Here is a 25,451-nt window from a genome sequence, read left to right as displayed (position 1 = left end):
AAAAGAGCCGTGTTATAGTGGAAAACGATTGCTAACAAGTAAGTTACTCATAAGACAAGGGTTGTCATGTCCGCTAAACATCCAATTATTGCGGTGACGGGTTCCTCAGGAGCCGGCACCACCACCACCTCAGAAGCCTTCCGCAAAATGTTCAATATGATGGACGTGAAGGCTGCTTGGGTTGAAGGGGATAGTTTCCACCGCTTCACTCGACCAGAGATGGACGTCGAGATCCGTAAGGCGCGCGAGCAAGGTAAGCACATCAGCTACTTTGGTCCACAAGCCAACGACTTCGGGGCCTTAGAAGAGTTTTTCCGTAAATACGGAAATGAAGGTACTGGCCAAGTACGTAGTTACCTACATACGTTTGACGAAGCTGTCCCTTATAATCAAATGCCGGGCACCTTTACGCCATGGCAAGATATCCCTGAAAATTCAGACGTGATGTTTTACGAAGGCCTGCACGGTGGAGTGGTTGATGGCGACATTAATGTCTCTCAACACGTCGACCTGCTGATTGGCATGGTACCGATCGTAAACCTAGAGTGGATTCAAAAATTCGTTCGTGACACTCGCGATCGTGGCCACTCTCGAGAAGCGGTAATGGACTCTATTGTGCGTTCAATGGATGATTACCTTAACTACATTACCCCGCAGTTTTCACGTACACATATCAACTTTCAGCGTGTTCCAACCGTAGATACATCGAACCCACTCAACGCCAAAGGGATTCCAAGTTTAGACGAAAGCTTCGTAGTTATACGTTTGCGTGGTATCAAAAACGTCGATTTCCCTTACCTTTTGGCAATGATTGATGGCTCATTTATGTCTCGTCATAACACGCTAGTTGTGCCAGGAGGCAAGATGAGTTTTGCTATGGAGCTCATTGTAAGGCCAATCCTACAACAACTCATCGAAACCGGAAAAATAGGTTAACAAAACGACATTCTGGTTGATTACTTTTCATACCGTGATCATGTGCACAATTTTGCGTAAAAAATCGTAGCTTGGTCACGATTAAAATCAAGAAATAGTACCTGAAAAAGGATACTATTCTTAAACGAAACACAAGATAGCTTGCAGCGCTCATCGAGTGCTCTTATCCTAAGAAGTCAATTCAGGCTTAGCTAAAATACGGAAAGCGGCAAGCATACCCTGCAGAGGAAGTGAGATATTATGGTTCTAGGTAAACCTCAAACCGATCCAACATTAGAGTGGTTCCTTTCACACTGTCATATTCATAAGTACCCTTCAAAAAGTACTTTGATTCATGCTGGTGAAAAGGCAGAAACCTTGTACTACATCGTTAAAGGTTCTGTGGCAGTTCTTATCAAAGACGAAGAAGGTAAGGAAATGATTCTTTCTTACCTAAACCAAGGCGACTTCATCGGTGAGCTAGGCTTGTTCGAAGAAGACCAAGAGCGTACTGCTTGGGTTCGTGCTAAATCTCCTTGTGAAGTAGCTGAAATTTCTTTCAAGAAATTCCGTCAACTTATCCAAGTGAACCCAGACATCCTAATGCGTCTTTCAGCGCAAATGGCAAGCCGCCTACAAGTAACTAGCCAAAAGGTTGGTGACTTAGCGTTCCTTGACGTAACAGGTCGTATCGCTCAAACGCTACTAAACCTAGCGAAACAGCCAGATGCAATGACTCACCCTGACGGCATGCAAATCAAGATCACTCGTCAAGAGATTGGCCAGATCGTTGGTTGTTCTCGTGAGACAGTAGGTCGTATCTTGAAGATGCTAGAAGAGCAGAACCTAATTTCTGCACACGGTAAGACTATCGTGGTATACGGCACTCGTTAATTTCGACTAACTGAGTCAAAAATATCAAAGCCACCAAATGCGAATTTGGTGGCTTTTTCTTTATCGAGAGAAGATACGAGATACGAGATACGAGATACGAATGGAATACATGAGACTCTCGCCTTGTAAACACTCTCAGCGAAGCGTACCCGCCTCTCTAGGGCAAAGCCCGTGCTTGTATCTTTCTTTAACCGTTGGTGCTTTCGAAGATCTTATCTGCCGATGCCGCAACAAAACCGGTATACAGATCACCATTGGCCATTGGGTAGCGCTTAGCGAACTCATAGAAGCCACCAGGAATCATCTCATTGCCTTCAACAAATGCCACTGGCACTTTGTCTGCCATTGTTGATGATTGCTCTAATAACACCTCTGGAGAGCCTTTTACCTCACCACCAGATGCGTTAATCGTAAAGCCAGCATCACTCAGGTAGTCATTCACTGCTTGTACTTCATCGAACTTGTTCAGTTGATTGACACTAACCGTGAAGTGGTTAGCACCGTAACCGTGAGCGGCTAACCAAGAGGCGTATTCGCTCTCTTTTGCTAACAGTTGGAAATCAGCGAAGCTCAAGTCCCAAAGGCGGCCACCAAATAGGAATTCATGCCCCTCTAACTTACTTACATCAACCTGCTCAACCAATTTGGCAACGATCTGCTGTAATTCACTAGAACACTCTTCTACCTTCAACTCACTGATGAACACTTTCGGTTGTTTTGGATCTGGGTGTTCGTAGTGTTTAGCCACTAGCTTCTTGCTTTCAAACAGGTAATCGCCACATGCCTTATAGCCTAACTCAAGGAAAGGTTTGGCTAATGTTTCGATACCAAGAGGAGCAACATTAAAAGTACGCAATGCAATGTGATCGTTGATCAGCGCTTCATCTTCTTTTAGCAAGTGATGTACTTTCTCTGCCGATGGGCAAAGCCTGTGAATGTAATCGTCCCATAGAGATTTAAAGAGTAGATCGGGCGTCATGGTGACTCCTTGTCAGAGGTTCTAGCAAGCTAGTAATTTGGATTAGAAAGGGAGAGACTGAGACACAAAGTCAGCAGCCATCAGCCTGTGACATACTTGTTCTATTATTATCTACCGCCCAATCTTGACGCTGAGCGTGGTTAAAATAAGGAAGCGATACGCTGCTTCCTTATTTCATAACTAATGAATGAGCCTTAGCTCAATATCAATCTAAACTACAGCTCGATACCTGGGCTAAACGTAGCTGGCAGTTGAGTTTCCCCACCTTCCATTGAAGCCATTGGGTAAGCACAGTAATCTGCCGCATAGTAAGCGCTTGGGCGTAGGTTGCCAGAAGCACCCGGACCACCAAATGGTGCATCGCCACTTGCGCCTGTGAGTTGGCGGTTGCGGTTAACAATACCCGCGCGGATATGGTCAACGAAGTATTCCCACTCAGCATCGTCTGTCGATACTAAACCTGCTGACAAACCAAAGCGTGTGTCGTTAGCTAATTCAACCGCTTGCTCTAGCGACTGATAACGAACCACTTGTAGCAATGGGCCGAAGTACTCTTCATCTGGCAGGTCAGCAATGTTGGTTGCATCGATAATGCCCGGAGAAACAAATGCCGCTTCGCCTGCTTTTGCCTCTACTAGGCTGACACCACCCAGCGATTGCAGGTTAGCTTGTGCATCTAGAATAAACTTAGCGGCAGCTTCAGAGATTTGAGGCCCCATGAAAGGTGCAGGTTCAGCGAATGGCTGATCAACACGAATCTTTTGCGTCGCTGCGACCAGTTTGTCGAGTAGCAGATCACCCTTTTCGCCAACAGGAACATACAGGCGACGAGCACATGTACAACGTTGACCAGCACTGATGAACGCTGATTGGATAATCGTGTATACCGTTGCATCTGCGTCACCGTATTGGTCACTGATCACCATAGGGTTATTACCACCCATCTCTAGTGCCAGCATCTTGCCCGGTTGACCCGCGAATTGACGGTGCAGGATATGACCCGTATTAGCACTACCTGTAAATAGTACGCCATCAAGACCTTTAGCATCTGCTAGTGCGATACCTGTCTCTTTAGCGCCTTGCACTAGGTTGATTACGCCAGCAGGAAGACCCGCTTCTTGCCATAGCTTCATTGCGAACTCACCTGTCCAAGGCGTCTGCTCTGAAGGTTTGAATACCACTGTATTTCCCGATAGCAATGCAGGAACAATATGACCATTTGGTAGGTGGCCTGGGAAGTTGTAAGGGCCAAATACCGCCATCACGCCCAATGGACGGTGACGAAGTACAATTTGGTTACCAGCCGCTTCACGTGATGCTTCACCGGTACGCTCGTGATAAGCACGAATAGAGATAGCGATCTTGCCCGCCATTGCGCCCGCTTCAGTGCGAGTTTCCCAAATAGGTTTACCCGTCTCTTTTGCGATAATTTGCGCGATCTCTTCGCTGTTCTCTTTTACTTTTTCCGCGAACTTCAACACGATCGCTTCACGCTCAGCAAAGCTCAGTTTTTTCCAAACTAGGAACGCTTCGCGAGCCGCTGCCACTGCAGATTCAACCTGTGCCGGTGTTGCGCTATCACCCTGCCACACTACTTCATTGTTGTATGGGCTTACTGATGTCATGGCATCACCTTGACCTGCTACCCATTGTCCTGCTATCCACTGAGTCATACTTCTATCCTTAAAATCTTCGACAGATAATCGCCGCTCTTATTGAGCCAACATGCGAACGAATTCGCCTTCTTTTACTTCAAGAGCGCTTGCTACTTCAGATGATAAAATCACTGCGTCGCTTGCTTGGTCATACGCACCTTTCGCGGCCACTGCGCGGAAGTTCTCAAATGAGGTATTACCAATTAGGAAGTCTTTAGAGCTAGAGTGCTCTGCAATTTGAACCTGTGCTCGAATAGAGTGACGTACAGATTCGATGTTTCTTAAATCACACTCGACCGTTGGTCCCGCATCAAAGATGTCGACATAACCACGATTCGTGAAACCTTCACGTTCCAGCAGTTTCAATGCTGGGCGGGTGTTATCGTGCACTTGGCCAATCACCGCCTGAGCTTCTTCACTCAATAGGTTTACATAGATTGGCAGTTTCGGCATAAGGTCCGCGATGAAGCCTTTCTTACCAATACCCGTTAGGTAATCGGCTAGTGTGAAATCAATCGAGAAGAAGTGTTCTTGCAACCACTTCCAGAATGGCGAGTTGCCTTCTGCATCTGATACACCACGCATCTCAGCAAAGATCGTTTTCGAGAAACGCTCTGGGTGCTCAGCCATCAGTAGGAAACGACACTTAGACATCAGTCGACCGTTTAAGCCTTTGCGGTAATCAGGACGCAAGAACAGCGTACAAATTTCGCTGCAGCCTGTGTAGTTATTACCAAACGTCAACAGCTTAACCACGTTATTCACTTTAAGGCGCTGTGAAGAGTGAACCACTTTACTGATGTGGTACGAGTAAAAAGGCACATCCCAGCCAATGGAAGCTTCGATACCCGTTGTACCAGCAACTTCGCCAGTTTCAGCGTCGAAACCCACCATGAGATAGCCTTCATCACCGGGTTCGGTCACGTCTGCTTTCGCAAAGCTGTATTCAGAATGGGTAATTCGGTTAGTTAACAATTCTTCGTTAACCGGAAGAGATGTGAATCCATGACCTGATTCAACTGCACAGGTGTGCAGCGCATCGTAATCAGACAGTTTTATTGGGCGAACAACTAGCATCAATATTCCCTCCAGATGCAAAATAGGCCCAAAACCAGAAGCTTGGGCCTTTAGCAGTACGTCATGGGATCGCTCTAATGGCGATCATTCCTATGACGCCGCTCAGGCTAAACTAGCGTAGCGATTGCTTTGTCTAGTTTTGATAAGCCTTCTTCAATTTCTTGTTTAGTGATAACCAGTGATGGAGTGAAACGAACCACGTTTGCACCCGCAACCAGTACCATTAGGCCTTGCTCGCCTGCTGCTACCAATACGTCGCGCGCACGTCCTTGCCATTCGTCATTCAGTGCAGCACCTAACAATAGGCCTTTACCACGAATCTCACTGAAAATTTGGTATTTGTCGTTAATCTTAGTTAGACCATCGCGGAATAGCGCTTCACGCTCTTTTACGCCTTCTAGAGTCTCAGGTTGGCTAACTACGTCAACCACTGCTTCAGCTACCGCACACGCCAGTGGGTTACCACCGTATGTAGAACCGTGCGTACCAACCTTAAGGTGTGTAGCCAGTTCAGACGTCGTCAGCATTGCGCCGATAGGGAAACCGCCACCTAGAGACTTCGCAGTGCTTAGAATGTCTGGCGTCACGCCCAGACCTTGGTAAGCATAGAAGTTACCAGTACGGCCATTACCTGTTTGTACTTCATCAAAAATCAACAGTGCATTGTGCTTGTCACACAGTTCACGAACCGTATTCACGAACTCAGCCGTTGGAGAGATGATACCGCCCTCGCCTTGCAGAGGTTCCATCATGATTGCACAAGTGCGATCAGAGATATGCGCTTCTAGAGCTGCAATATCATTGTAAGGTAGGTGAGTTACATCGCCAGGTTTTGGACCGAAGCCATCAGAGTAAGCCTCTTGACCACCAACGGTTACGGTAAAGAAAGTACGACCATGGAAACCTTGTTTGAATGCAATGATTTCAGATTTCTCAGGACCGTGAACATCTGCTGCCCAACGACGAGCTAGCTTAAGTGCTGCTTCATTCGCTTCTGCGCCAGAGTTCGCAAAGAATACTTTTTCTGCAAAACATACGTCAGTTAGCTTCTTCGCTAGACGCAGTGCAGGTTCGTTAGTCATTACATTACTTAGGTGCCAAATCTTGTTTGCTTGCTCAGTAACGGCATTCACCATTGCTGGGTGACAGTGACCCAAACAGCTCACAGCAATACCACCAGCAAAGTCGATATACTCTCGGCCTTGTTGGTCCCATACGCGTGCGCCTTCCCCTTTTACCGGGATCATTTCCATTGGGTTATAACAAGGCACCATCACCTCATTAAAAAGACTACGTTCTACATTATTTTCCACTGTCATCGTACATTCCTTCTCGATACCGCAAGCTTCGCAAATAAGCGTAATGATTCATAAGTGAGACAAAAAAATTTTGTCTCGCTACAATCCCGCTGCAGCATTATATTTACATTTAATTAACGTTTTCAATAGTAGATTATTCTTTAGCCATCCCTCACAACCAGCTAAACCTCACTACCTATGACTATTTATGCATCAATCAACCTGTTTTATGAAGCTTTTTTTACGCATACGCCCATCCTGCAAAGGCAAAGCCTTACTGGCACAGAGGTAAATTGGGTTCAAAAGGAAATACGGCGAATAACTTTGCATAGGCTAAAAACTTAGCCGGATGAGGAAGAAATGTTATAAAAAGTGATCGGCGTCAGAAGGATCGAGCTCGGTAAAACTCAAATTAAAACGGATAACGAAGGAGTTGGCAGGTTAAGCTCACCTATTTAGGAGAATAAAACGCCCGCTTTAAACACTTAACGTGCTAAAAAGTTAGCCAGAAGTTGGTGCCCTTGCTCTGTTTTAATCGATTCAGGGTGGAACTGAACCGCATCAATTGGCAGAGTTTTGTGTTGATAGCCCATGATCTCATCCATACTGCCATCTTTAAGCTCCGTCCAAGATGTCAGTTCAAAGCAATCTGGTAGTGTGCCGTTTTTCACCACAAGGGAGTGATAGCGTGTGACGGTTAGCGGGTTATTCAGCCCTTGGAAAACACTCTTACCATTGTGGCGTATCGGTGAGGTTTTACCGTGCATCACTTGTCTGGCTCTCACCACTTCACCGCCAAACACTTGAGCAATGGCTTGATGGCCAAGACACACACCTAAGATAGGTAACTTGCCAACGAAGTGTTCTATGACTTGTAGAGAGATACCCGCATCATCCGGTGTACAAGGCCCAGGGGATATCACAAGGTGACTAGGATTCAGCGCTTCAATGCCCGCAATATCAATTTCATCGTTGCGTACAACTTTTACAGTTACCCCTAACTCACAGAAATACTGATACAAGTTATAGGTAAAAGAGTCGTAGTTATCGATGATAAGTAACATGGGTGAAATCGTTTGCTAAATACTAAATGATTGGGAGATATAGGGGCGGTATTGTGCAATACCCATAGCGAAAGGCAAGTGGAAACTGCATTTCACCAATAATTAAGGCCAACCTAAGTTGACCTTAATTGTTTACAGATAACTGTCAATTACCCGCATTCGGTGATGTGTACTCACTTTCACCGTTAGCAGTAAAGCTGATTCGCTCACTACTTACGACGGCGCCACATCGCGAGGCCAAACAGTGACATCAACGCGCCAAAGCCAAACGAACCACCGACTTTTAGCTCAAGAACCGCTGGATCATGATCCGATGAACGGAAGTGGTCTTGGTACTTAGGCAGGTCGCCTTTGTACTCTTCGTTGTAGTCAAATAGCGTCGATTCACCACCATTGATATGCCAGTCGGTCGCGTCGACAACCATGTCTTTTAAGCTCTCGCTCACCAATAAGTGGTCTAACGCGCCAACTTCATCGTTGTATGAGTAGCTCCAGCTGTCTGGGTGCTTCTGAGCTACGGCATTAATGTAGCCGTAGTTCTTAGTAATCACCGCACCGTTATCACCAAACTGTTCAACACCATCAATGTAAGTGTTACGCGCCGCTTTGATCTGCTTGCCGTACTTCTCTTCAGAGTAATCTGTCAGCACTAGCATTGGGTCTTCCATGCCATACGAGTTCATATCACCCAGAATCACTTTGTGACCTTCAATGCCATCGAGTGCTTCGCCCAACGCAACCGCCGCTGCAACACGGAAGTTCTCACATGAGCCTTGCTTATCGGCATCTACACCACCTTGACCGCCTTGCTCAACAGGGGCAGCATCTTCCCAACACTTAGAACCTTTCGATTTAAAGTGGTTAATCGCTACAGTCAGTTTCTCTTTGGTGCCCTTCACCTTAAAGGTTGGCGCCAAGGAGTCACGTTGGTAGTTCTTACCATCTTCAATCACCTTACCTGAGTCGTCTAACACCTCTGGTGCTTGCTGGCTTGGCATCGCGATAACACGGCTGTCTTTAAGCTTAACCACCTTCTTACGGTAGATAACACCCGTAGTAATCACATCAGTGCCGATCGAGTCCATTTCGTCGGTAACGCCATCCTCATTAGAGTCGACAGCCACAAAGGTGTAACGATCTTTTTTATGTTCAATACGGTCATTCAGTTGATTCACAAGCTGTTGAATTGCCGAGCCTTCGCCAAAGCCGTTGTTCTCGATTTCCATCAAACCGATGATGTCAGCATCCAAGCGAAGAATCGCGTTTACAATCTTCTCTTGTTGCATCTCAAACTCAGTGATGGTGTTTGCACCACGGTTATTACCATGTTGATTCGCATCACCGCCAAATGGTGAGTTGAAGTAGTTCAATACATTGAAGGTCGCAATACGTAGGTCGCCTTCATCCATATCTGGTTTGTCAGTACGTGGGTCGTTGCGAATGAAGTTTTCAGCCGTGATCTGGTTAGTCGTAATCAGACGGTACTCGCCATAGCTGTAAGTCAACACGCCTTCTAGACCAACAATGGTGTCATCAATACGGATGTAGTCTTCCGTTGAGCCATCTTGGTCGATGTCAGTACGGCCAAAATCTGGATAGAAAGGAACTTGTCCATCACCTGCTTTTTGGTCAGTCTCTACGAAAAGACGACGGTCAGCATTGTCTTCCGTTTGCTGTTTCGCTTCATCAGAACCCGCTGCGAAAAGTTGGTTTGGTTGCATGTTGATACGCTCATGCGCCAAAACCATGTTGTTACGACGACCTGCGTAGTCATAACCGAAGGTACGCGTTACACGCATATCTAGCGCTTCAGTTGTTTTCACCAACATGCCTTCGTAACGTTCAAGTGTCGCCGCGAAGTTCTCGTCAGTGTCTAATACTTCAATGTCTGTCGCGTCAGGTGCGTCCTGCTCGCCTTGCTTTAACCATTGATTGTTTTCAACTTTAAGCTGAGTGTGGCTGTAGTATTCTTGTACTTTACCTTTCACACACACCACATCGCCTGCAGCTAATTCTGAGCTAGATTGGTTAGTATGAACAAATAGACCTTCAGAAGTGCTTGAGTTGAAGTCATCCTCAAGAGCTTGCAGATAGAAACCTTTAGTTAGGCCGGTAGTAACCGCACTTACCACCCCTTTTACGAAATACTCATCGTCGGTGATGTACGGGTAGCCATCGATGAACGGCGATGTCGCGCCCTCACCTTGGATTTCTTGAATGGTGGTGAATACTGGGTCTGAGCCATCTTGCGTACAAGCAAAGGCTTCTGGCAACTCAACATTGTCTAGAGAACCTAGGCCTTCAATGTTGTCTTTTGGTAGCGATACCCACTGTGAAGCGTCAAACGTCGCCGATGGGGTTTGGTCAGCACGAACCAAGGTAACATCTTTACCCCAGTCGACATCGCCCATCACGCCAACCATGTCCAACACGCTTGAGTCTGCATTCAAGATAGCCAATGGGTCATCACCATTGTGATTAGCCAATGAAGCGTTAAGAATATCAGCGACGGCTTTAATCTCATCGCTTGCACTGCTATGTGCAACAACCAGTACCTCACCAGGCGCTAAAACGTGGCCATCTAAAGGTAAAGTGGCGCCCCATGATCCGTTGCCATTCGCTGATTTAGCCAGTGAATAGCCATCTAAATTAATGCTGCTATCACCGTTGTTGGCGATCTCAACCGCTTTGTTGTAGCTGCCGCCTTCCACATATTGTGAAATAAACAAATCAGCGTGTGCGCTTGCCGTTAACAAGCTACCAATTGCCACTGCTAGCAATGAAGGTTTGTGTAAAAGAGCCATCCGTTTCACCTGAGTTCATCGATTTATAATTACTGCCATCTATGGGCAGTCATGTATTTTGTGGTAACTATCAGGTTTATTTATGAAAGGAATAAGTCAGTTGGCAAGAAAATGAGGAACTTATCACTTTGGAATCATCAATTGTTTGGCACGCTATATATTTCCAACATAAATAGAAATGAGCGCATATTTATAAAACCCAAGCTTATTTAATAAGATACTCTGCACAACATAGATGTTACAGATGTGTTAGTCATTAAATGCGTAAATCATCAATTAAAACAGCACGATTATTGGGAAGCCTTAGCTAGCGGGCACTAAAAAGCCCAAAGTAAACATAGTCACTTTGGGCTTAGATTTTATCGCGGAAGGTTTTGATTCACCCTATGGGCGAGTTACAAAACCTACGGCTTCGTATGCTTTCTTCAGCGTTACTGCTGCGCGCTCAGAGGCTTTTTCTGCGCCCGCTTTCATTACTGCGTCCATGTAGGCACGATCAGCACGGATGCGGTGGTATTCCGCTTGAATCGGCTCAAGCATCTCAACAATCGCAGCACCCACATCTTTCTTGAATGGGCCGTACATTTCAACACCTTGGTACTGCGCTTCAATCTCTTCGAATGTTTTACCTGTTGCTGCCGAGTAAAGCCCCATCAGGTTAGAGATACCCGCTTTGCTTTCCCAATCATGAGCAATACGTGGTGGTGTTTCTGCATCCGTTTGCGCTTTGTTGATCTTCTTGATGATCGACTTAGGCTCTTCTAGCAGAGTAATCACGTTCTTACGGTTATCGTCCGACTTAGACATCTTCTTGGTCGCATCTTGTAGGCTCATTACACGTGCATTCACTGTTGGGATGTAAGGTTCTGGCACTTCGAAGATTGGCTGTTCTGACGAGTAGATGTTGTTGAAGCGAGTTGCGATATCACGCGCTAACTCTAGGTGTTGCTTCTGGTCGCTACCTACTGGCACTTGGTGAGCACCGTAAAGCAGGATGTCTGCAGCCATCAACACTGGGTAATCAAACAGACCTACGTTTACGTCGTTTGAGTGACGTGCAGACTTGTCTTTAAACTGAGTCATTCGGCTCAGTTCACCCATTTGTGTGTAACAGTTAAGAAGCCAACCAAGTTGAGCATGCTCTGGTACGTGAGACTGAACAAATAGCGTGCTCTTCTTTGGATCAACACCGACAGCAAGACAGATAGCTAGTGCGTCTAGAGTCGCTTCATGCAGTGCTTTCGGATCTTGGCGAACCGTAATTGCGTGAAGGTCTACCACACAGTATTGGCAATCGTAGTCATCTTGCATCTGTTGCCATTGACGTAGAGCACCCAAGTAGTTACCGATACTTAGTTCACCAGATGGTTGAACACCACTCAATACGATGGGCTTGCTCATGGTTTTAATTCCTTTGCTTATTCGCTAAGTCAATTGATGGCTTAGCTTCTTAACTTAAATATAGAAAAGCCGCACAGCTCTTTCTGCGCGGCTCATCCAGTGTACTCATTGATAAGTATTTTGCTAGTGAGTTAGCTAACTTTTGTCCGCTTTATGCAGAAACTAGAACGACATCGAGCAATTGCGCGACATTATCTGCCACATAGTCAGGGTTTGATGCTGAAATAGGCTCACCGTGGTTGTAGCCGTAAGTCAGGCCAAACGAATGACAACCCGCGTTCTTTGCCGCTTTGATGTCATTGCTTGAGTCGCCAACCATTAGCATCTCTTCTGCTTTCACATTGTGCTTTTCTAGCAACCAGTTTAGCGCGACTGGGTTCGGTTTTTTCTCTGGGAAAGAGTCACCGCCAAGCACATCTACAAAGTACTTATCGATACCGTGTTGCGCTAGCACGTCTGGCACAAACTTCGATGGCTTGTTGGTTACCAATGCCATAGTAAAGCCCGCTTTGTGCAGCTCTGCCAGCGTCTCTTTTACTGATGGGTAAAGGTGACTCAGCTTATGGCCGCCCTGCTCGTAGAAGTCATCAAACAAGATGCGTGCTTTTTTCAGCAGCTCTGGTTCTAAGCTTGGGTCCACAGTTAGATTGCGGCTTAGTGAACGCCCGATCAGTACATCGGCACCATTGCCTACATAATCACGAACTTGTTCTTCACTCACTGAAGGGAAACCTAGCTCCTGACAAGCTTGGTCAGCAGCGACTGCCAAATCAGGCACGCTATCTAACAAGGTTCCATCCAAATCAAAGGCGATCAGTTTTATTGAGCTTAATGACATCTTACTTTCCTATTCATTATATTCGTCTCATGTGTTGAGCAATAAGACGTAAAAAAGGGACCAATCAGCCCCCTTAATCTAAATTTTTTGATTTTAGGTCAACTGACCCTAGTTCTACTTTTATGCGTTTACTTTTGCAAGCTCTGCACGCATCTCATCAATCACTTCTTTGTAATCTGGTTGATTGAAGATCGCTGAGCCAGCAACGAACATATCTGCGCCCGCTTCTGCGATTTCACGAATGTTATCCACCTTTACACCACCATCGATCTCTAGGCGAATATCCCGACCTGATTCGTCAATCAACTTACGAACCGCACGTAGCTTATCTAAAGTGTGAGGAATGAAAGATTGGCCGCCGAAACCTGGGTTCACAGACATCAATAGGATCATGTCTACTTTGTCCATGATGTAATCTAGGCAAGATAGTGGTGTCGCTGGGTTAAGAACCACGCCCGCTTTACAGCCGTGCTCTTTGATCAGTTGTAGAGTGCGATCGATGTGCTCTGATGCTTCTACGTGGAAGGTAATCATCGATGCGCCAGCCTTTGCAAACTCAGGCACGATGTTATCAACCGGCTTCACCATTAGGTGAACATCGATTGGAGCAGTAATACCGTAGTCACGTAGTGCTTTACAGATAGGCGCGCCAAAAGTCAGGTTAGGTACGTAGTGGTTATCCATCACATCAAAGTGCACAACATCGGCACCGGCTGCGAGTACTTTTTCAACGTCTTCACCAAGACGAGCAAAATCTGCAGACAAAATTGATGGAGCGATTAGAAAATCTTTCATACCAAACCTCTTAAGAGTAAGTAAATTGCGAGTTCACCGCCTTGGTGGCACCTCGTATGCGTACAAGATTCAACCCCAAGACTATTTGGTGTGCAATTCTACCTAAGCACCTAGGCAGATCCTAGCAGTTCGAAAGATTAGTTTAAGAAAGTACCTGTTGGTCACTCAATTTGAGGGGTTCGAGGTTATTCTGCTGCAGCGTGTTGCTGGTTTTTATCTTGATGGAATAGCGCTAATAGCTCATCCACTTTATTACGACCAGCGCCATTACGGCTGATAGTGCGCTTCACCTTCACCACGTTCAACTCTGCACCATGATACAAGCGACGCGTTAATGTCGTGTCGTGGTTAGAAATCAACACAGGGATACCGCGTTCTGTTGCCGCTTTTTCAGCAACGTCAGCCAGTGCTGCTTGATCATCTAAGCTAAAGCCGTTACCTGCGTAAGAGGTAAAGTTAGCTGTATTTGACAGCGGTGCGTACGGAGGATCGCAGTAAACCACGCAACCTTTACGGGCACGGCTAAAGGTTTCATGGTATCCCTCACACACGAAAGTGGCCTTTTTCGCTTTTTCAGCAAAAAACTCCAGCTCAGCTTCTGGGAAGTAAGGCTTTTTGTAAGAACCAAACGGAACGTTAAAACCGCCTTTCTTGTTGTAGCGACATAGCCCATTGAAGCCAAATCGGTTCATGTACAAGAAAGCAAGTGAGCGATACATAACATTGTCAGTATCGTTGAACTGAGCTCGAATATCTAAGAAGGCTTCTTTGCGGTTGTTCTCAGGGCAGAACCAACGCTTTGCTTCCGCGATGTAGGTCTCTGGGTCGGTTTTAAGTAGATTATACAGGTTGATAAGATCGGGATTGATATCAGCCAGTAGATACTGTTCGTAGTCCGTGTTCAAAAACACAGAACCAGCACCAACAAATGGTTCTACCAATTTACGAGCAGGTGGCAGGTGACGTTGGATGTCTTCAACTAGGCCATATTTACCACCAGCCCATTTTAGAAAGGCACGCTGCTTTTTCATTTACTGCTCTATCTATCAACACAAAAATAAGGCTGCGGAATGTAACATATTTTGAGGCTAAGCTCAGGGTTATTTCGCACGTTCTATCTCTCGATGCACTTGATTCATCGATTTTGCCCAAGGTTCCAACTGTTGAAGTGGTTTTGAGAGTGTACTTACCGCATCTCGCGCCACCTGAATCGTTGGGTAATCTTGATAAGTGATGATAAACCACTTGGTATCGTTACGCAGAGTTGGGTAGATACGAACCTTGTTCTCTAAATCGTACTCTTCAATGAAAGACTGCACATCTTCCAACGAAGTCATCGCACTCAACTGTAAGGTGTATGCTCGTGGCGAGATAGCTTGTAGCTCCTCGCGAGCAAACGAGAACGTTATCTTTTTAGTCGGTGGCGTTGATTCGGTTAAGTCCGACTCTTCATCAACGGTAGATGCCGCTTCAGCGTCAGCCTGCGAATTAGCCTCAACTTCAGTGTTCTCTTCAACAACAGCATCGATGGCACTGGTATCGGCGCTCTCAGCTTTATCATCAAGCAAAGCATCAACCACATCAGAAGTGATTACGACACGTTGTTGGTCTTGTTCAACCTCACCCACGCTAGCCGTCTCTTCCACCACAACTGGCGGCAAAGATGAGCTGTCATCATCGGCGCCTTGATAACTGATGTCAGTTGACGCTTCAGAGTCTACAACTTCCTCAACGCCAGCCTGCTCTGAATCACTGTCCACCTCAAAGGTTGGGATAGCAGTCTGCTCGATAGGTGCGATCAGAGATTGCGCTTTATCATCTGGTGTCGGTTGGCTGAACATCCACCAATACCCACCACCAATTAACAACAGCAACAGGGCCACCACAATCGCGATATTGATTGGTGAGCCAATGATTGAGCGAATAATAATCCTTTTTTCCACTTTCAATTCTCCTAAAGCCATTAGCTCGCCAGGCAGAGGTTGCGCTTTATTAAACGCACGTCGCACGCGAGTTTCAGACTCATCATCCACGTATCGAATCACCAGTGATTCAAAGAAATGTTCAGCTTCTGGTTGCGAAAGGTCATCGATCTCGAGATCGATAGGCTTGTGTTGTTGGCCGTAACTTAGACGTGTGAGTAAGGAGTCTAGGTGACCAATTTCTGAGAAAAGAACGACATTGATCGTCCATTGGGGATTAGCTTGAGCTTCCAGTACCAACATCCATAGTTCGGATACCAATAGCTCAGAAAGTCGGTGGGCATCATCGACAACGATAACCACGCTACACGGCTCACCATCCAGCAACCTTGCTAGGCTATCTGATAAGGAATCGTGTTGATTAAATAGCGGATCAGAAACAATTTGGCTAAGAATAAGCGCGCGGCGTTGTTGGTCGTCTTGGCTTGGATGACAAAGCAGTAAACACTGATTCTTTTCTGTCGCCCACGCTTCGAGATAACGCTGTGCTAACCAAGAACGGCCAGAGCCAGGTTTACCAGCCACCGTTACTAGATTTGAACCAAAGTTAGTCAAAAGCTGTAAGCGCTCTAGCAGCTCAACTTGAGACTCTAACTCTAATACTCTTAATTCATGAGCCAAACTCATTGCGGATCCCTACTGATTAGATCGATCAGTAAAACGCTTCAGTTGCCTAGAGTCTAACTAGGCAACCTCACAACCAAATTTAAAGAGTACGGCAAAAATCAATTGCTTGTTTAATGATGTCCTGAGGCACATCAGCAACCACTTCAGCAGTACCAATACTTGTTGGCAATACCAGACGTAATTGACCAGACAGCACTTTTTTATCACGCATCATGTGCGTCATAAAGTCTTCAAAAGACATGCTTTCTGGCGTATGAACTGGCAGTTTCGCATTCTTGAGTATAGAAATAATTCGCTCAAGCTGCTGCTGAGTGATCAGTCCCTGTAACTGAGCAGTTTTCGCTGCCATTACAGTGCCTGACGACACAGCTTCACCATGTAGCCAATTACCATAGCCTAGTTCTGCTTCGATAGCATGACCAAATGTATGACCTAGGTTCAATAACGCTCTGATTCCTGACTCTTTTTCATCTAGAGCAACCACTTCAGCCTTAATTGCACAACAGCGAGCAATTGCAGTAATCAGTGCTTGTTCATCAAGTTGATAAAGTTTCTCTAGATTCTGCTCCAACCAATCAAAGAAGGCTTCATCGTAAATGATGCCGTATTTGATGACTTCAGCAATGCCCGCTGCAAACTCACGCTCAGGAAGCGTTGATAAACAGTTGGTATCGATGATCACAGATTTTGGTTGGTAGAATGCACCGATCATATTCTTACCAAGAGGATGGTTTACTGCGGTTTTACCACCAACAGAAGAGTCCACTTGAGAAAGAAGCGTTGTCGGGATTTGAATGAAATCAATACCACGCTGGTAACAAGATGCAGCAAAGCCGACCAAATCACCGATAACACCACCACCTAAAGCAATCACCACCACATCGCGGCTGTAATTTCCTTCAAGCATGTAGCTCATCACTGAATTGAACGTTTCAAGCGTTTTGTATTGCTCACCATCAGGTAACTCGAGAAGAGATGTCTGACAGCCAACTTGATCCAGTAAAGATAAAATTTTATCAGCGTAAAGAGGCGCTACTGTCACATTACTGATAACAACGACTTTCTGCTTGCCTGATAAAAAAGAAAGGTACGCCGGGTCGTCAAATAACCCGGCGCCAATAGAGATAGGGTAGCTACGCTCAGCTAGATTGACCGTAATCCGTTCCATGGGTTTGCTCTCCGAAAAAATGAACTTAACGTTCTTCTAGCATTTTTACGATCTGGTTGGCTACCACTTTTGCACTTTGGTCGTCAGTACGAACTGTGTAGTCCGCCACTTCTTCGTATAGTGCGTTGCGAGATACAGCTAGATCTTCTAGCACATCACGCGGGTTGTCTGTTTGAAGTAGAGGGCGTTTCTTGTCGCGGTTTGTGCGAGCAAGTTGCTTTTCAATTGTTGTCTCTAGGTATACAACAATGCCTCGTGCAGATAGACGGTTACGGTTTTCTTTGCTCATCACTGAACCACCACCTGTCGCTAGAACAATACCTTGCTCTTCAGTCAGATCGTTGATTACAGATTCTTCGCGCTTACGGAAACCTTCTTCGCCCTCAACATCAAAAACCCATGCGATGTCTGCGCCAGTGCGCTCTTCAATCACAGTGTCAGAGTCTAGAAACTCCATATGAAGTTGGGAAGCTAGGTGTCTACCAATTGTACTTTTGCCGGCGCCCATTGGGCCAACAAGAAAAATATTGCGTTTCTCAGCCATGTTTTTAGCAGTAATTTACAACGTTAATTCAATGACATCGCCACAAGGTAGGTCAGTACAAGTACTGAAATTAAAAGGCCCGTGGCACCGATTCCTCACAGATAATTCGTGATAAGACCCGAAATTATCAAGGTTAGGTGCCACTAATGCAACTTTATTTTTAATCTAATTGTACGTTACTGAATCACAACTTTAGGTGTAACAAAAATAAGCAGTTCACTTTTACCCACATTTTCGTAGCTACGACGGAACAATGCACCCAATAAAGGAAGGTCTCCCAACAGAGGAACTTTATCGACTGTACTACTGACACTGTGTTGAAATATTCCACCAAGAACGACGGTTTCACCATTATTAACAAGCACTTGCGTACCTATTCTTTGGGTATCTATCGCGACAGCTTCCCCGGTTCCAGTTTTCACCACTTGCCCAGGTCTATCTTGAGTCACACTCAAATCCAGAACCAAGCGATTGTCTGGTGTGATTTGAGGGGTAACTTTCAAACTCAACACAGCTTTCTTAAATGCGACGGACGTTGCACCACTCGAAGAGGACTCTAAGTAAGGAATTTCAGTACCTTGCTCAATGTAAGCCGGCTTTTTATTGGTGGTAATTAAGCGTGGGCTAGAGATGATCTCCGCCTTAGACTCTTGTTGCAGTGCAGATAGCTCAAGATCGAGCAACGTATCTGAGCCAAGCTTCGCCACCTGAAAAGCAATACTCGATGCATTTGGCGATGTCGCCGCCAAATTCACGTTAAGGTAGTCATCAATCACGCTGCTGCCACCATCGTCGTCATAAGGTGTAATGGCTGAAGGGTGATTACCCTCGATTGAACCGCCAACCGTGAAGCTTCCGTTGGTCGATGAAACGCCCCAGCGCACGCCGAGTTCATCAAGGTTACCTTCGGTGACGGTAACAATGCGCGCCTCTATCTGAACCTGCTTCACTGGGATATCTAACGACTCAATAATGCCGCGTATTACCGCAATGTTCTCTTCCAGCTCGCGAATCAGCAGAGAGTTGGTACGTTCATCTATGGTAATCGAGCCGCGATCAGACAACATGCTCACCGCCCCTTCACCGCCAATCATGTCAGCTATATCGGTGGCTTTGGCAAAGTTAATCTTAATGATTTCTGATTTAAGTTCCCCAAGCTCTTCCTCTAGGCGGGATTTTTCGAGCGCTTGCTGTTCTCTCAGATCCAGTTCCGCTTTGGGAGCGACCAAGATAACGTTGCCGTCGACGCGCTTATCCAAGCCTTTAACTTGCAAGATAATGTCGAGAACTTGCTGCCAAGGGACGCCATCCAAGCGTAATGTCAGGTTACCCGCGACCGAGTCGGATACCACCAAGTTGAACTCATTGTAGTCAGCGATTAACTGCAGCACGTTTCGGACAGGGATATCTTGGAAGTTAATCGATATCAGTTTGCCCTCTTTCTCAAGTACACTTTTCTCTGTCGTCACTTCTTCAATCGTGGGCTTGCTGATCACCACTTCGATGAAGCGCCCCTTGAGGTCATATTCGTATTGGTAGTCATTACTGATGGTCGCCAGTAACCGAGTGCTTGGCGTCTCTTTGTATACTTCAATCCCCTCAACCAGAGTCGCGAAATCTTTAACGTCCAAAAGGTAGAGCTTGTCATCATCGACTTCTGTATTGATAAGTTCGATGCTCAAGCCTTCTTGTGCTCGCTGAACATCAACCACCGCGCTACTGGTTGCTAGCTCAATGATAATGACAGCGTCTTTATCCTTGTTAACTCTAAAATCAATGTTCTCTAATTTATTAGACGAGCTCTCTGCGTAGCCGAAGACGCTAAAAACCAACATCACAGACACAGCAAAGCCTTGTAGAGCTTTGCTCACTAATCCACATCATGTGACATTGGTTTATTTCAGAGCCAGCCTAACGTTGCGCTTATGCCAACAACCTAAGCCATCTGGAAGAGTTTCATTAATCAGAACGTACTGGCTCGTTACCTTAGTAACTCGGCCATTGTTTAAGCCGATAAACTGGCCTTTTTTCACATTGACGACATTACCCTTGGGAGTTTGTACAAGCCCAAACACGCTGGATCCGCTGCCCATCACTCCTTTTAAGCGCAATTTACTCAATGGGTATTTCTCCAACTTGCCGCTGCGTGCACGAGCACCGGGCTGCCAACAATCTTTCTTAACCAACGGCTGGTTTTGCACAATCGCTTCTTTAGGCAGTTCAAAGGGAGGACGAAAAGTACGCCGTTGATAGGTAGCCGCCGAAAACTCAGTTGCTGGGACAAGTTGCTCGACCTCCTTTCTCGCCTTAGCTTCTACCTGTATAACAAAGTCTTCTAATGAGTCTTGATTGGCTTTGCAGCCCGACAACGCAAGCAGCAATACGATTGAGTAAAACGTGCTATTGGGTTTCATCATTGACCTCCGATTTAAACTGGTAGGTATAAGCTCGAACCCTAAAGTGCAGAGTGCTGCTTTCTTGGCTGACTCGCTGCCAATTCACATCATCAAAGCTGATTATTCGTGGAAGCTTGGCGATAGCTGCAGAGAAGTCGCCTATCTCGTGGTAATCACCAGTCAGCTCGATATTAAGAGGTAAGCGGTATAAGAAGGCTTTGTTCTGTTTTTCACCCCAGTCGATTCGGGTAAAGGTTAGTGAGTTATCTAAGCCAAGCTCATTGACTGATGCCAACATGCTTGCCAACTCCTTTTGCACGGGAAGCTGTTCTAACAGGTAATCGTAGCGACTGGTGAGTTCATCCAGTTGGCCCTGAAGCTTAGGTAAAGCAGCAACCTTATTGGCTTTGATGCTCAGTGTTGCTTTCAAGGTCTGCTCTTGTTGCTTCATCTGTTGTAGCTCATCATCCAAAGGCAAAATATAGAACCAGGTTCCCAGCCCTTGAATGAGCGCCACCAGCAATAGAATCACCAATAACTGAGGCAACAGTGGCCACTCGGTGATCTCATCGATATCAAGCTCTTGCAGGCTCATCATGCTTTGAAGGCTAGCCATGGTTAGCCCCCTTATCCTTTCGATGTGCAGTTGTGCTTTCTAATGACACTGGGCTAAACACGAAAGACACCTTGAAGGTCTGAAACTCTTTATTGAAGCGCTTACGGTTATGGACAATAGAGTGCATCTCGACTCCTTTGAGGGATTCAGAGCGTTCTAAGTTATCCAGCATGGTGGCGAGACGAGCGGTACTGTCACTGATGCCCGCCATTTCAATCTCTTGACCGTTCATCTTTATCTTGTCGACATACACGCCCTCAGGAATCAGCTCCGGCATCAAGTTCATAAAGTCGGTGGTTTTATTACGGCCGAGCTGCAAAGATTCCACCACATCAAGTCGAGTCAAAATGGCTTTGTGCTCTTGCTCTGCAACTTTTAGCGACTGAATCTGTCGGTCGAGCCCTGCAATGTATTGGTTAAGATAATTTAGGCGAGCTTGCTGTTTGGCTTGTTGATCGTGGAAATAGTTTCCGACTGCCCATTGCCCTACCCCAGCCACAATCACGCCAAGGATAACTAAATGAATAAAACGCTTTCGGTGCTGAGCACGAATCTCATCACGCCAAGGTAGCAGGTTAATTTGATGCAACATGCTTCTCTCCCTGCCATTTAAGTCCGCTCATCGCCATGCCCGCAGCAATACCAAAATGTTGCCAATCCATTTGCAGGCGGCGCTTCCTCGCGACCTTATTCTCAAACAGGGATAAAGGATTCAATGATTCACAGCTCAACTGAAAATGTCGTTCAAGCTCTTCGGCCACCATTGGTGTGCTGGCGCCCTCGCCCATTAACCAGATGCCTGAGATAGGTTGGTGAGCATTCACCGAGGAATAGAGCTGCAACTGACGTTTGAGCTTTTCAATTAAGTTAACGATAAATTGATGAGTATCCTGAGCACTGCCAAACGCAGCCTCGATATCATTGGGGTTTTCGATACTGCAAAGGTCTTGAGTGCCAAAGGCGATGTCTTTATAGAAAGGGGCTGCTCCCTGAGGAATGATGCCCATCGAGGTTTGATCAACGCCAATGTCCACCAACAGCCAATTACTTTTCTCTGGGTATAAACGTGAGGCAAGCTGCCAAACATGAAGTAAACCATGCGCCTGCGTATCTACCACCACAGGTTTAAAACCAGCCTTAGTTAATGCATCCGCTCGGCTATCAACGACTTCTTTACGAGTGGCATAAACCTGATAGCTGCTTGTCGAACCTTTACCAAATCGTTTGTCTTCCAGCTTCACAAAATCTAAACTCAGCTCCTCGATGGGAAAAGGAGATTGATGGGCGAAGGTTTGGTAGATCGAAAACTCTTTCTCTCTATCTTCGAGTTCACTCTCAATTTGCAGTACCTTGCTGATCACCGTGTTATCAGGTACCGAAATGGCGACGTTACGACAGCCGAAAGGCAGCCCTTTCCTAAGTTCTTTGAGTTTCTTAACAGTTTTCTGATACTCCAAAGTATGGTTAGCTGTAAAAATGTCGTCCGAAATCGGCAGCTCTTTGTATCCCACTAGGGCGTACAATTCCCCCACGGGTTTTAGCACCACAGCTTTGATGCTGTGGTGATTTATATCTATACCTGTAATTAATGATGAACCCATGTGACCTAGCTCCTGAAGTGCCAAGCATTTCGTTGATTATCTAGGGGTTGTGATTATTAGTTAAATAAGCGTTAATAAACGAAAGCTAGTTTTTTAGCCTAGAGTACAAGGGTTTGCTGCTTATCAGCCTTAACTAATCAGGGATTATCCGGTGAAGTTCATAAAGCGATTATTCATATTTACATTGATTTGCATGATTCTTGGAGTCAGTACAATTTTTGGGTTTTATTACTACGTAAAACCAGAGTTGCCTGATGTTGCCACTTTGCGCGACGTAGAACTCCAAACTCCAATGCAGGTCTTCAGCCAAGACGGTAAGTTGATCTCCCAATTTGGTGAAAAACGTCGTATTCCAGTGACTTATGACGAGATCCCTCGCCACTTAGTTGAGGCTTTGATTGCTACCGAGGATAGCCGTTTTTACGAACACCCTGGTATTGACCCAATCGGCATTACTCGTGCAGCTATCGTAGTAGCGATGTCAGGTTCGGCAAAACAAGGTGCGAGTACCATTACTCAGCAGCTTGCGCGTAACTTCTTCTTATCTAACGAGAAAAAGATCATGCGTAAGATTAAAGAGATCTTCATTGCGATCCATATTGAGCAACTGCTTAGCAAAGAAGAGATCATGGAGCTTTACGTTAACAAGATCTTCCTTGGTCACCGTTCGTATGGTTTTGGCGCAGCAGCACGAGTTTACTTTGGTAAAGATCTTCCGGATCTTACATTGAGTGAAATCGCGACTCTGGCTGGTATGCCGAAAGCACCATCAACCATGAACCCTATCTACTCTATTGAGCGTGCGACTAACCGTCGTAACGTTGTATTACGTCGTATGCTCGACGAGAAATACATCACTCAAGCCGAGTTTGATGAAGCAAGCAATGAACAGCTTGTATCAAAGTACCACGGTGCAGAGATCGAACTGAGCGCACCATACGTGGCAGAAGTAGCTCGTGCTTGGATGGTTGAACGCTACGGTGAAGATGCATATACCTCTGGTATGAAGGTCTACACAACCGTTGATTCGAAGCTGCAAAAAGCGGCAAACCAAGCTGCGATTAAGAACCTACTTAGCTACGATGAGCGTCACGGCTACCGTGGTGCTGAAAAAGTACTTTGGCAAACCGCTCAATCGGCTTGGGATCACGACAAGATCGTTAAACACCTTAAGTCTCAACCAACTTATGGTGACCTAGTTCCTGCAGTAGTGACTGCTGTTGATTCGAAAAGCGCTAAAGTATGGGTGAAGAATCAAGGCGAAGGCACTATCGAATGGCAAGGTATGAATTGGGCGCGTAAGTTCCTAACAGACGACCGCCAAGGTCCGGCACCTTCTCAAGCAAAAGAGATTCTTGCGGTTGGTGAACAAGTTTGGGTACGTCATGAGGCGATCACAGGTGACGAAGTCTCTGAGGAAGCAACAGAAGAGTCAGTAACAGCAGAATCTGACACTCCAGTAGTTTGGCGCCTAAGCCAAGTACCAAATGCCAACACTGCATTTGTGGCAATGAATCCGAACAACGGCGCTGTATTGTCGATGGTTGGTGGATTTAACTTCGTACACAACAAATTCAACCGTGCGACGCAATCTATTCGTCAAGTGGGTTCTGGTATCAAGCCTTTCATTTACTCAGCTGCAATTGAAAAAGGTTTAACGCTAGCTTCTCTTATCAACGATGCGCCAATCAACCAATGGGATAAGAGCCAAGGTACGGCATGGCGACCAAAGAACTCGCCACCAACTTACGTCGGCCCTACTCGTTTACGTATTGGCTTAGCTCAATCGAAAAACGTAATGGCGGTACGTGTACTGCGTGAAGTAGGCTTAGATGACACTCGTAACTACCTAACTCGCTTTGGTTTTGATATCGATGAAGTGCCTCGTTCTGAAACTATTGCGCTAGGTGCTGGTAGCTTAACGCCAATGAAAGTAGCGCAAGGTTACTCAGTATTCGCTAACGGTGGTTACTACGTTGAACCTTTCTACATCAGCCGCGTTGAGACTCCATTTGGCGAGACTGAGTTTGAAGCAACACCAAAAGTTGTCTGTAAAGAAGATTGCAAACAGACCATCACAACCGATCCAATGGCGGATGAGTTTGCCGAGCAAGATGTGGATGCGAAAGTTCAATACGCTCCTCAAGTTATCTCTGAGCAGAACGCATTCCTAGTTCGTGAAATGATGTACAGCAACATCTGGGGCGGCGGTGATTGGAGTGCGGGCACAGGTTGGAACGGTACAGGTTGGCGTGCCCAACCACTAAAACGTCGTGATATTGGCGGTAAAACCGGTACAACTAACGACTCGAAAGATACTTGGTACAGCGGCTATGGCCCAGGCATGGTTGCAACGGTATGGGTTGGTTTTGACAACCACAATCGTAACCTAGGTCGTACTAAAGCGAACTCTAACCTTGGTAAGAACCAGATTACAGGTGCGGAAGCTGGTGCTAAGACAGCAGAACCTGCATGGGTAGACTTCATGGGTACGGCATTGGCAGGCGTTCCAGCACAACGTAAAGAGATTCCAGAAAACATCGTTCGTGTTCGTATTGACCGTGATACAGGCTTACTGACCAACAAGTACGATAGCTCATCAATGTTTGAGTACTTCGAGAAAGGCACTGAGCCAACTGAGTACATCACTGAGCGTTTCAATGATGATATCTACTCCACCTCTTCAGGTGAAACGGTAGAAGAACTGTTCTAAGCAGTTCTTTAAACCTAGCAACATAAGCAAATAAAAAGGGTTGATATGAATTCATATCAACCCTTTTTTGTATCTGCTATACGG

The 25,451-nt window shown here is 46.0% G+C and carries 21 protein-coding genes; 3 read left to right on the top strand and 18 right to left on the bottom strand.

Features of this window, described 5'->3' with window-relative positions; translation table 11 throughout:
• Positions 1 to 66: 66 nt before the first annotated feature.
• Complete coding sequence (locus OH460_RS11110) at positions 67 to 936, top strand: phosphoribulokinase (RefSeq protein ID WP_008222326.1); 870 nt, start codon at positions 67 to 69, stop codon at positions 934 to 936.
• Between the two features lie 240 nt (positions 937 to 1,176).
• Positions 1,177 to 1,809: a cAMP-activated global transcriptional regulator CRP gene (gene crp, locus OH460_RS11105; RefSeq protein WP_004410522.1), complete on the top strand. Its 633-nt coding sequence runs from the start codon at positions 1,177 to 1,179 to the stop codon at positions 1,807 to 1,809.
• A 187-nt stretch (positions 1,810 to 1,996) separates the two neighbouring features.
• Here crp and OH460_RS11100 read toward each other — a convergent pair whose 3' ends face one another.
• From OH460_RS11100 to pilM, 18 genes are all read right to left on the bottom strand, one after another.
• Positions 1,997 to 2,788, bottom strand: coding sequence for a DUF1338 domain-containing protein (locus OH460_RS11100; protein ID WP_269997094.1), 792 nt, complete (start codon positions 2,786 to 2,788; stop codon positions 1,997 to 1,999).
• Positions 2,789 to 3,003: 215 nt separating this feature from the next.
• Entirely contained in the window at positions 3,004 to 4,461 is a 1,458-nt protein-coding gene (gene astD / locus OH460_RS11095) for a succinylglutamate-semialdehyde dehydrogenase (protein ID WP_008222319.1), read from the bottom strand.
• Between the two features lie 39 nt (positions 4,462 to 4,500).
• Positions 4,501 to 5,520, bottom strand: coding sequence for an arginine N-succinyltransferase (gene astA / locus OH460_RS11090; RefSeq protein ID WP_269997090.1), 1,020 nt, complete (start codon positions 5,518 to 5,520; stop codon positions 4,501 to 4,503).
• 107 nt (positions 5,521 to 5,627) lie between these two features.
• Entirely contained in the window at positions 5,628 to 6,839 is a 1,212-nt protein-coding gene (locus tag OH460_RS11085) for an aspartate aminotransferase family protein (protein WP_008222315.1), read from the bottom strand.
• A gap of 464 nt (positions 6,840 to 7,303) precedes the next feature.
• Entirely contained in the window at positions 7,304 to 7,882 is a 579-nt protein-coding gene (locus OH460_RS11080; RefSeq protein ID WP_269997087.1) for an aminodeoxychorismate/anthranilate synthase component II, read from the bottom strand.
• A 209-nt stretch (positions 7,883 to 8,091) separates the two neighbouring features.
• Positions 8,092 to 10,686 (bottom strand): ExeM/NucH family extracellular endonuclease, encoded by a 2,595-nt coding sequence (locus OH460_RS11075; protein ID WP_269997085.1) that lies wholly within the window; start codon positions 10,684 to 10,686, stop codon positions 8,092 to 8,094.
• A gap of 384 nt (positions 10,687 to 11,070) precedes the next feature.
• On the bottom strand, positions 11,071 to 12,087 hold the full coding sequence (trpS, locus tag OH460_RS11070; RefSeq protein ID WP_269997083.1) for a tryptophan--tRNA ligase: 1,017 nt from the start codon (positions 12,085 to 12,087) through the stop codon (positions 11,071 to 11,073).
• A gap of 151 nt (positions 12,088 to 12,238) precedes the next feature.
• Positions 12,239 to 12,925, bottom strand: a complete 687-nt coding sequence (locus OH460_RS11065) for a phosphoglycolate phosphatase (RefSeq protein WP_061033626.1) — start codon at positions 12,923 to 12,925, stop codon at positions 12,239 to 12,241.
• 120 nt (positions 12,926 to 13,045) lie between these two features.
• On the bottom strand, positions 13,046 to 13,720 hold the full coding sequence (gene rpe, locus OH460_RS11060) for a ribulose-phosphate 3-epimerase (RefSeq protein ID WP_008222304.1): 675 nt from the start codon (positions 13,718 to 13,720) through the stop codon (positions 13,046 to 13,048).
• A 185-nt stretch (positions 13,721 to 13,905) separates the two neighbouring features.
• On the bottom strand, positions 13,906 to 14,751 hold the full coding sequence (locus tag OH460_RS11055) for a Dam family site-specific DNA-(adenine-N6)-methyltransferase (RefSeq protein ID WP_004737168.1): 846 nt from the start codon (positions 14,749 to 14,751) through the stop codon (positions 13,906 to 13,908).
• A gap of 69 nt (positions 14,752 to 14,820) precedes the next feature.
• Positions 14,821 to 16,329, bottom strand: a complete 1,509-nt coding sequence (locus OH460_RS11050) for an SPOR domain-containing protein (protein WP_269997078.1) — start codon at positions 16,327 to 16,329, stop codon at positions 14,821 to 14,823.
• Positions 16,330 to 16,408: 79 nt separating this feature from the next.
• Positions 16,409 to 17,497: a 3-dehydroquinate synthase gene (gene aroB, locus OH460_RS11045; RefSeq protein WP_004737166.1), complete on the bottom strand. Its 1,089-nt coding sequence runs from the start codon at positions 17,495 to 17,497 to the stop codon at positions 16,409 to 16,411.
• A 25-nt stretch (positions 17,498 to 17,522) separates the two neighbouring features.
• Complete coding sequence (gene aroK / locus OH460_RS11040) at positions 17,523 to 18,041, bottom strand: shikimate kinase AroK (protein ID WP_004737165.1); 519 nt, start codon at positions 18,039 to 18,041, stop codon at positions 17,523 to 17,525.
• 176 nt (positions 18,042 to 18,217) lie between these two features.
• Complete coding sequence (locus OH460_RS11035; protein ID WP_269997072.1) at positions 18,218 to 19,912, bottom strand: type IV pilus secretin PilQ; 1,695 nt, start codon at positions 19,910 to 19,912, stop codon at positions 18,218 to 18,220.
• A gap of 24 nt (positions 19,913 to 19,936) precedes the next feature.
• On the bottom strand, positions 19,937 to 20,455 hold the full coding sequence (locus OH460_RS11030) for a pilus assembly protein PilP (RefSeq protein ID WP_269997218.1): 519 nt from the start codon (positions 20,453 to 20,455) through the stop codon (positions 19,937 to 19,939).
• Positions 20,442 to 21,053 carry a type 4a pilus biogenesis protein PilO gene (locus OH460_RS11025; protein WP_269997070.1) on the bottom strand — a complete coding sequence of 204 codons (612 nt, stop codon included), beginning with the start codon at positions 21,051 to 21,053 and terminating at the stop codon, positions 20,442 to 20,444. The genes OH460_RS11030 and OH460_RS11025 overlap by 14 nt, the downstream gene beginning before the upstream one ends.
• Positions 21,046 to 21,645, bottom strand: coding sequence for a PilN domain-containing protein (locus OH460_RS11020; protein ID WP_269997068.1), 600 nt, complete (start codon positions 21,643 to 21,645; stop codon positions 21,046 to 21,048). The genes OH460_RS11025 and OH460_RS11020 overlap by 8 nt, the downstream gene beginning before the upstream one ends.
• Positions 21,629 to 22,654 carry a type IV pilus assembly protein PilM gene (gene pilM / locus OH460_RS11015; protein WP_269997066.1) on the bottom strand — a complete coding sequence of 342 codons (1,026 nt, stop codon included), beginning with the start codon at positions 22,652 to 22,654 and terminating at the stop codon, positions 21,629 to 21,631. The genes OH460_RS11020 and pilM overlap by 17 nt, the downstream gene beginning before the upstream one ends.
• A 151-nt stretch (positions 22,655 to 22,805) precedes the next feature.
• Between pilM and OH460_RS11010 the strand changes: the two genes are divergently transcribed.
• Entirely contained in the window at positions 22,806 to 25,367 is a 2,562-nt protein-coding gene (locus OH460_RS11010; RefSeq protein ID WP_269997064.1) for a penicillin-binding protein 1A, read from the top strand.
• Positions 25,368 to 25,451 lie beyond the last annotated feature (84 nt).

The organism is Vibrio sp. Makdt, assembly GCF_027587015.1.
In the GTDB taxonomy this organism is placed as follows: domain Bacteria; phylum Pseudomonadota; class Gammaproteobacteria; order Enterobacterales; family Vibrionaceae; genus Vibrio; species Vibrio chagasii_B.
Note: the sequence above shows the minus strand (reverse complement) of the source record. Positions and strands in the feature narration are given on the sequence as shown.

Bases quoted from the DNA above. Each gene is read 5' to 3' on its own strand.
- rpe (WP_008222304.1), bottom strand. From the start codon at position 13,720: ATGAAAGATTTTCTAATCGCTCCATCAATTTTGTCTGCAGATTTTGCT.
- OH460_RS11025 (WP_269997070.1), bottom strand. From the start codon at position 21,053: ATGGCTAGCCTTCAAAGCATGATGAGCCTGCAAGAGCTTGATATCGAT.
- OH460_RS11065 (WP_061033626.1), bottom strand. From the start codon at position 12,925: ATGTCATTAAGCTCAATAAAACTGATCGCCTTTGATTTGGATGGAACC.
- aroK (WP_004737165.1), bottom strand. From the start codon at position 18,041: ATGGCTGAGAAACGCAATATTTTTCTTGTTGGCCCAATGGGCGCCGGC.
- OH460_RS11085 (WP_008222315.1), bottom strand. From the start codon at position 6,839: ATGACAGTGGAAAATAATGTAGAACGTAGTCTTTTTAATGAGGTGATG.
- OH460_RS11100 (WP_269997094.1), bottom strand. From the start codon at position 2,788: ATGACGCCCGATCTACTCTTTAAATCTCTATGGGACGATTACATTCAC.
- trpS (WP_269997083.1), bottom strand. From the start codon at position 12,087: ATGAGCAAGCCCATCGTATTGAGTGGTGTTCAACCATCTGGTGAACTA.
- OH460_RS11110 (WP_008222326.1), top strand. From the start codon at position 67: ATGTCCGCTAAACATCCAATTATTGCGGTGACGGGTTCCTCAGGAGCC.
- astD (WP_008222319.1), bottom strand. From the start codon at position 4,461: ATGACTCAGTGGATAGCAGGACAATGGGTAGCAGGTCAAGGTGATGCC.
- crp (WP_004410522.1), top strand. From the start codon at position 1,177: ATGGTTCTAGGTAAACCTCAAACCGATCCAACATTAGAGTGGTTCCTT.
- OH460_RS11020 (WP_269997068.1), bottom strand. From the start codon at position 21,645: ATGTTGCATCAAATTAACCTGCTACCTTGGCGTGATGAGATTCGTGCT.
- astA (WP_269997090.1), bottom strand. From the start codon at position 5,520: ATGCTAGTTGTTCGCCCAATAAAACTGTCTGATTACGATGCGCTGCAC.
- pilM (WP_269997066.1), bottom strand. From the start codon at position 22,654: ATGGGTTCATCATTAATTACAGGTATAGATATAAATCACCACAGCATC.
- OH460_RS11030 (WP_269997218.1), bottom strand. From the start codon at position 20,455: ATGAAACCCAATAGCACGTTTTACTCAATCGTATTGCTGCTTGCGTTG.
- OH460_RS11075 (WP_269997085.1), bottom strand. From the start codon at position 10,686: ATGGCTCTTTTACACAAACCTTCATTGCTAGCAGTGGCAATTGGTAGC.
- OH460_RS11080 (WP_269997087.1), bottom strand. From the start codon at position 7,882: ATGTTACTTATCATCGATAACTACGACTCTTTTACCTATAACTTGTAT.
- OH460_RS11050 (WP_269997078.1), bottom strand. From the start codon at position 16,329: ATGAGTTTGGCTCATGAATTAAGAGTATTAGAGTTAGAGTCTCAAGTT.
- OH460_RS11055 (WP_004737168.1), bottom strand. From the start codon at position 14,751: ATGAAAAAGCAGCGTGCCTTTCTAAAATGGGCTGGTGGTAAATATGGC.
- aroB (WP_004737166.1), bottom strand. From the start codon at position 17,497: ATGGAACGGATTACGGTCAATCTAGCTGAGCGTAGCTACCCTATCTCT.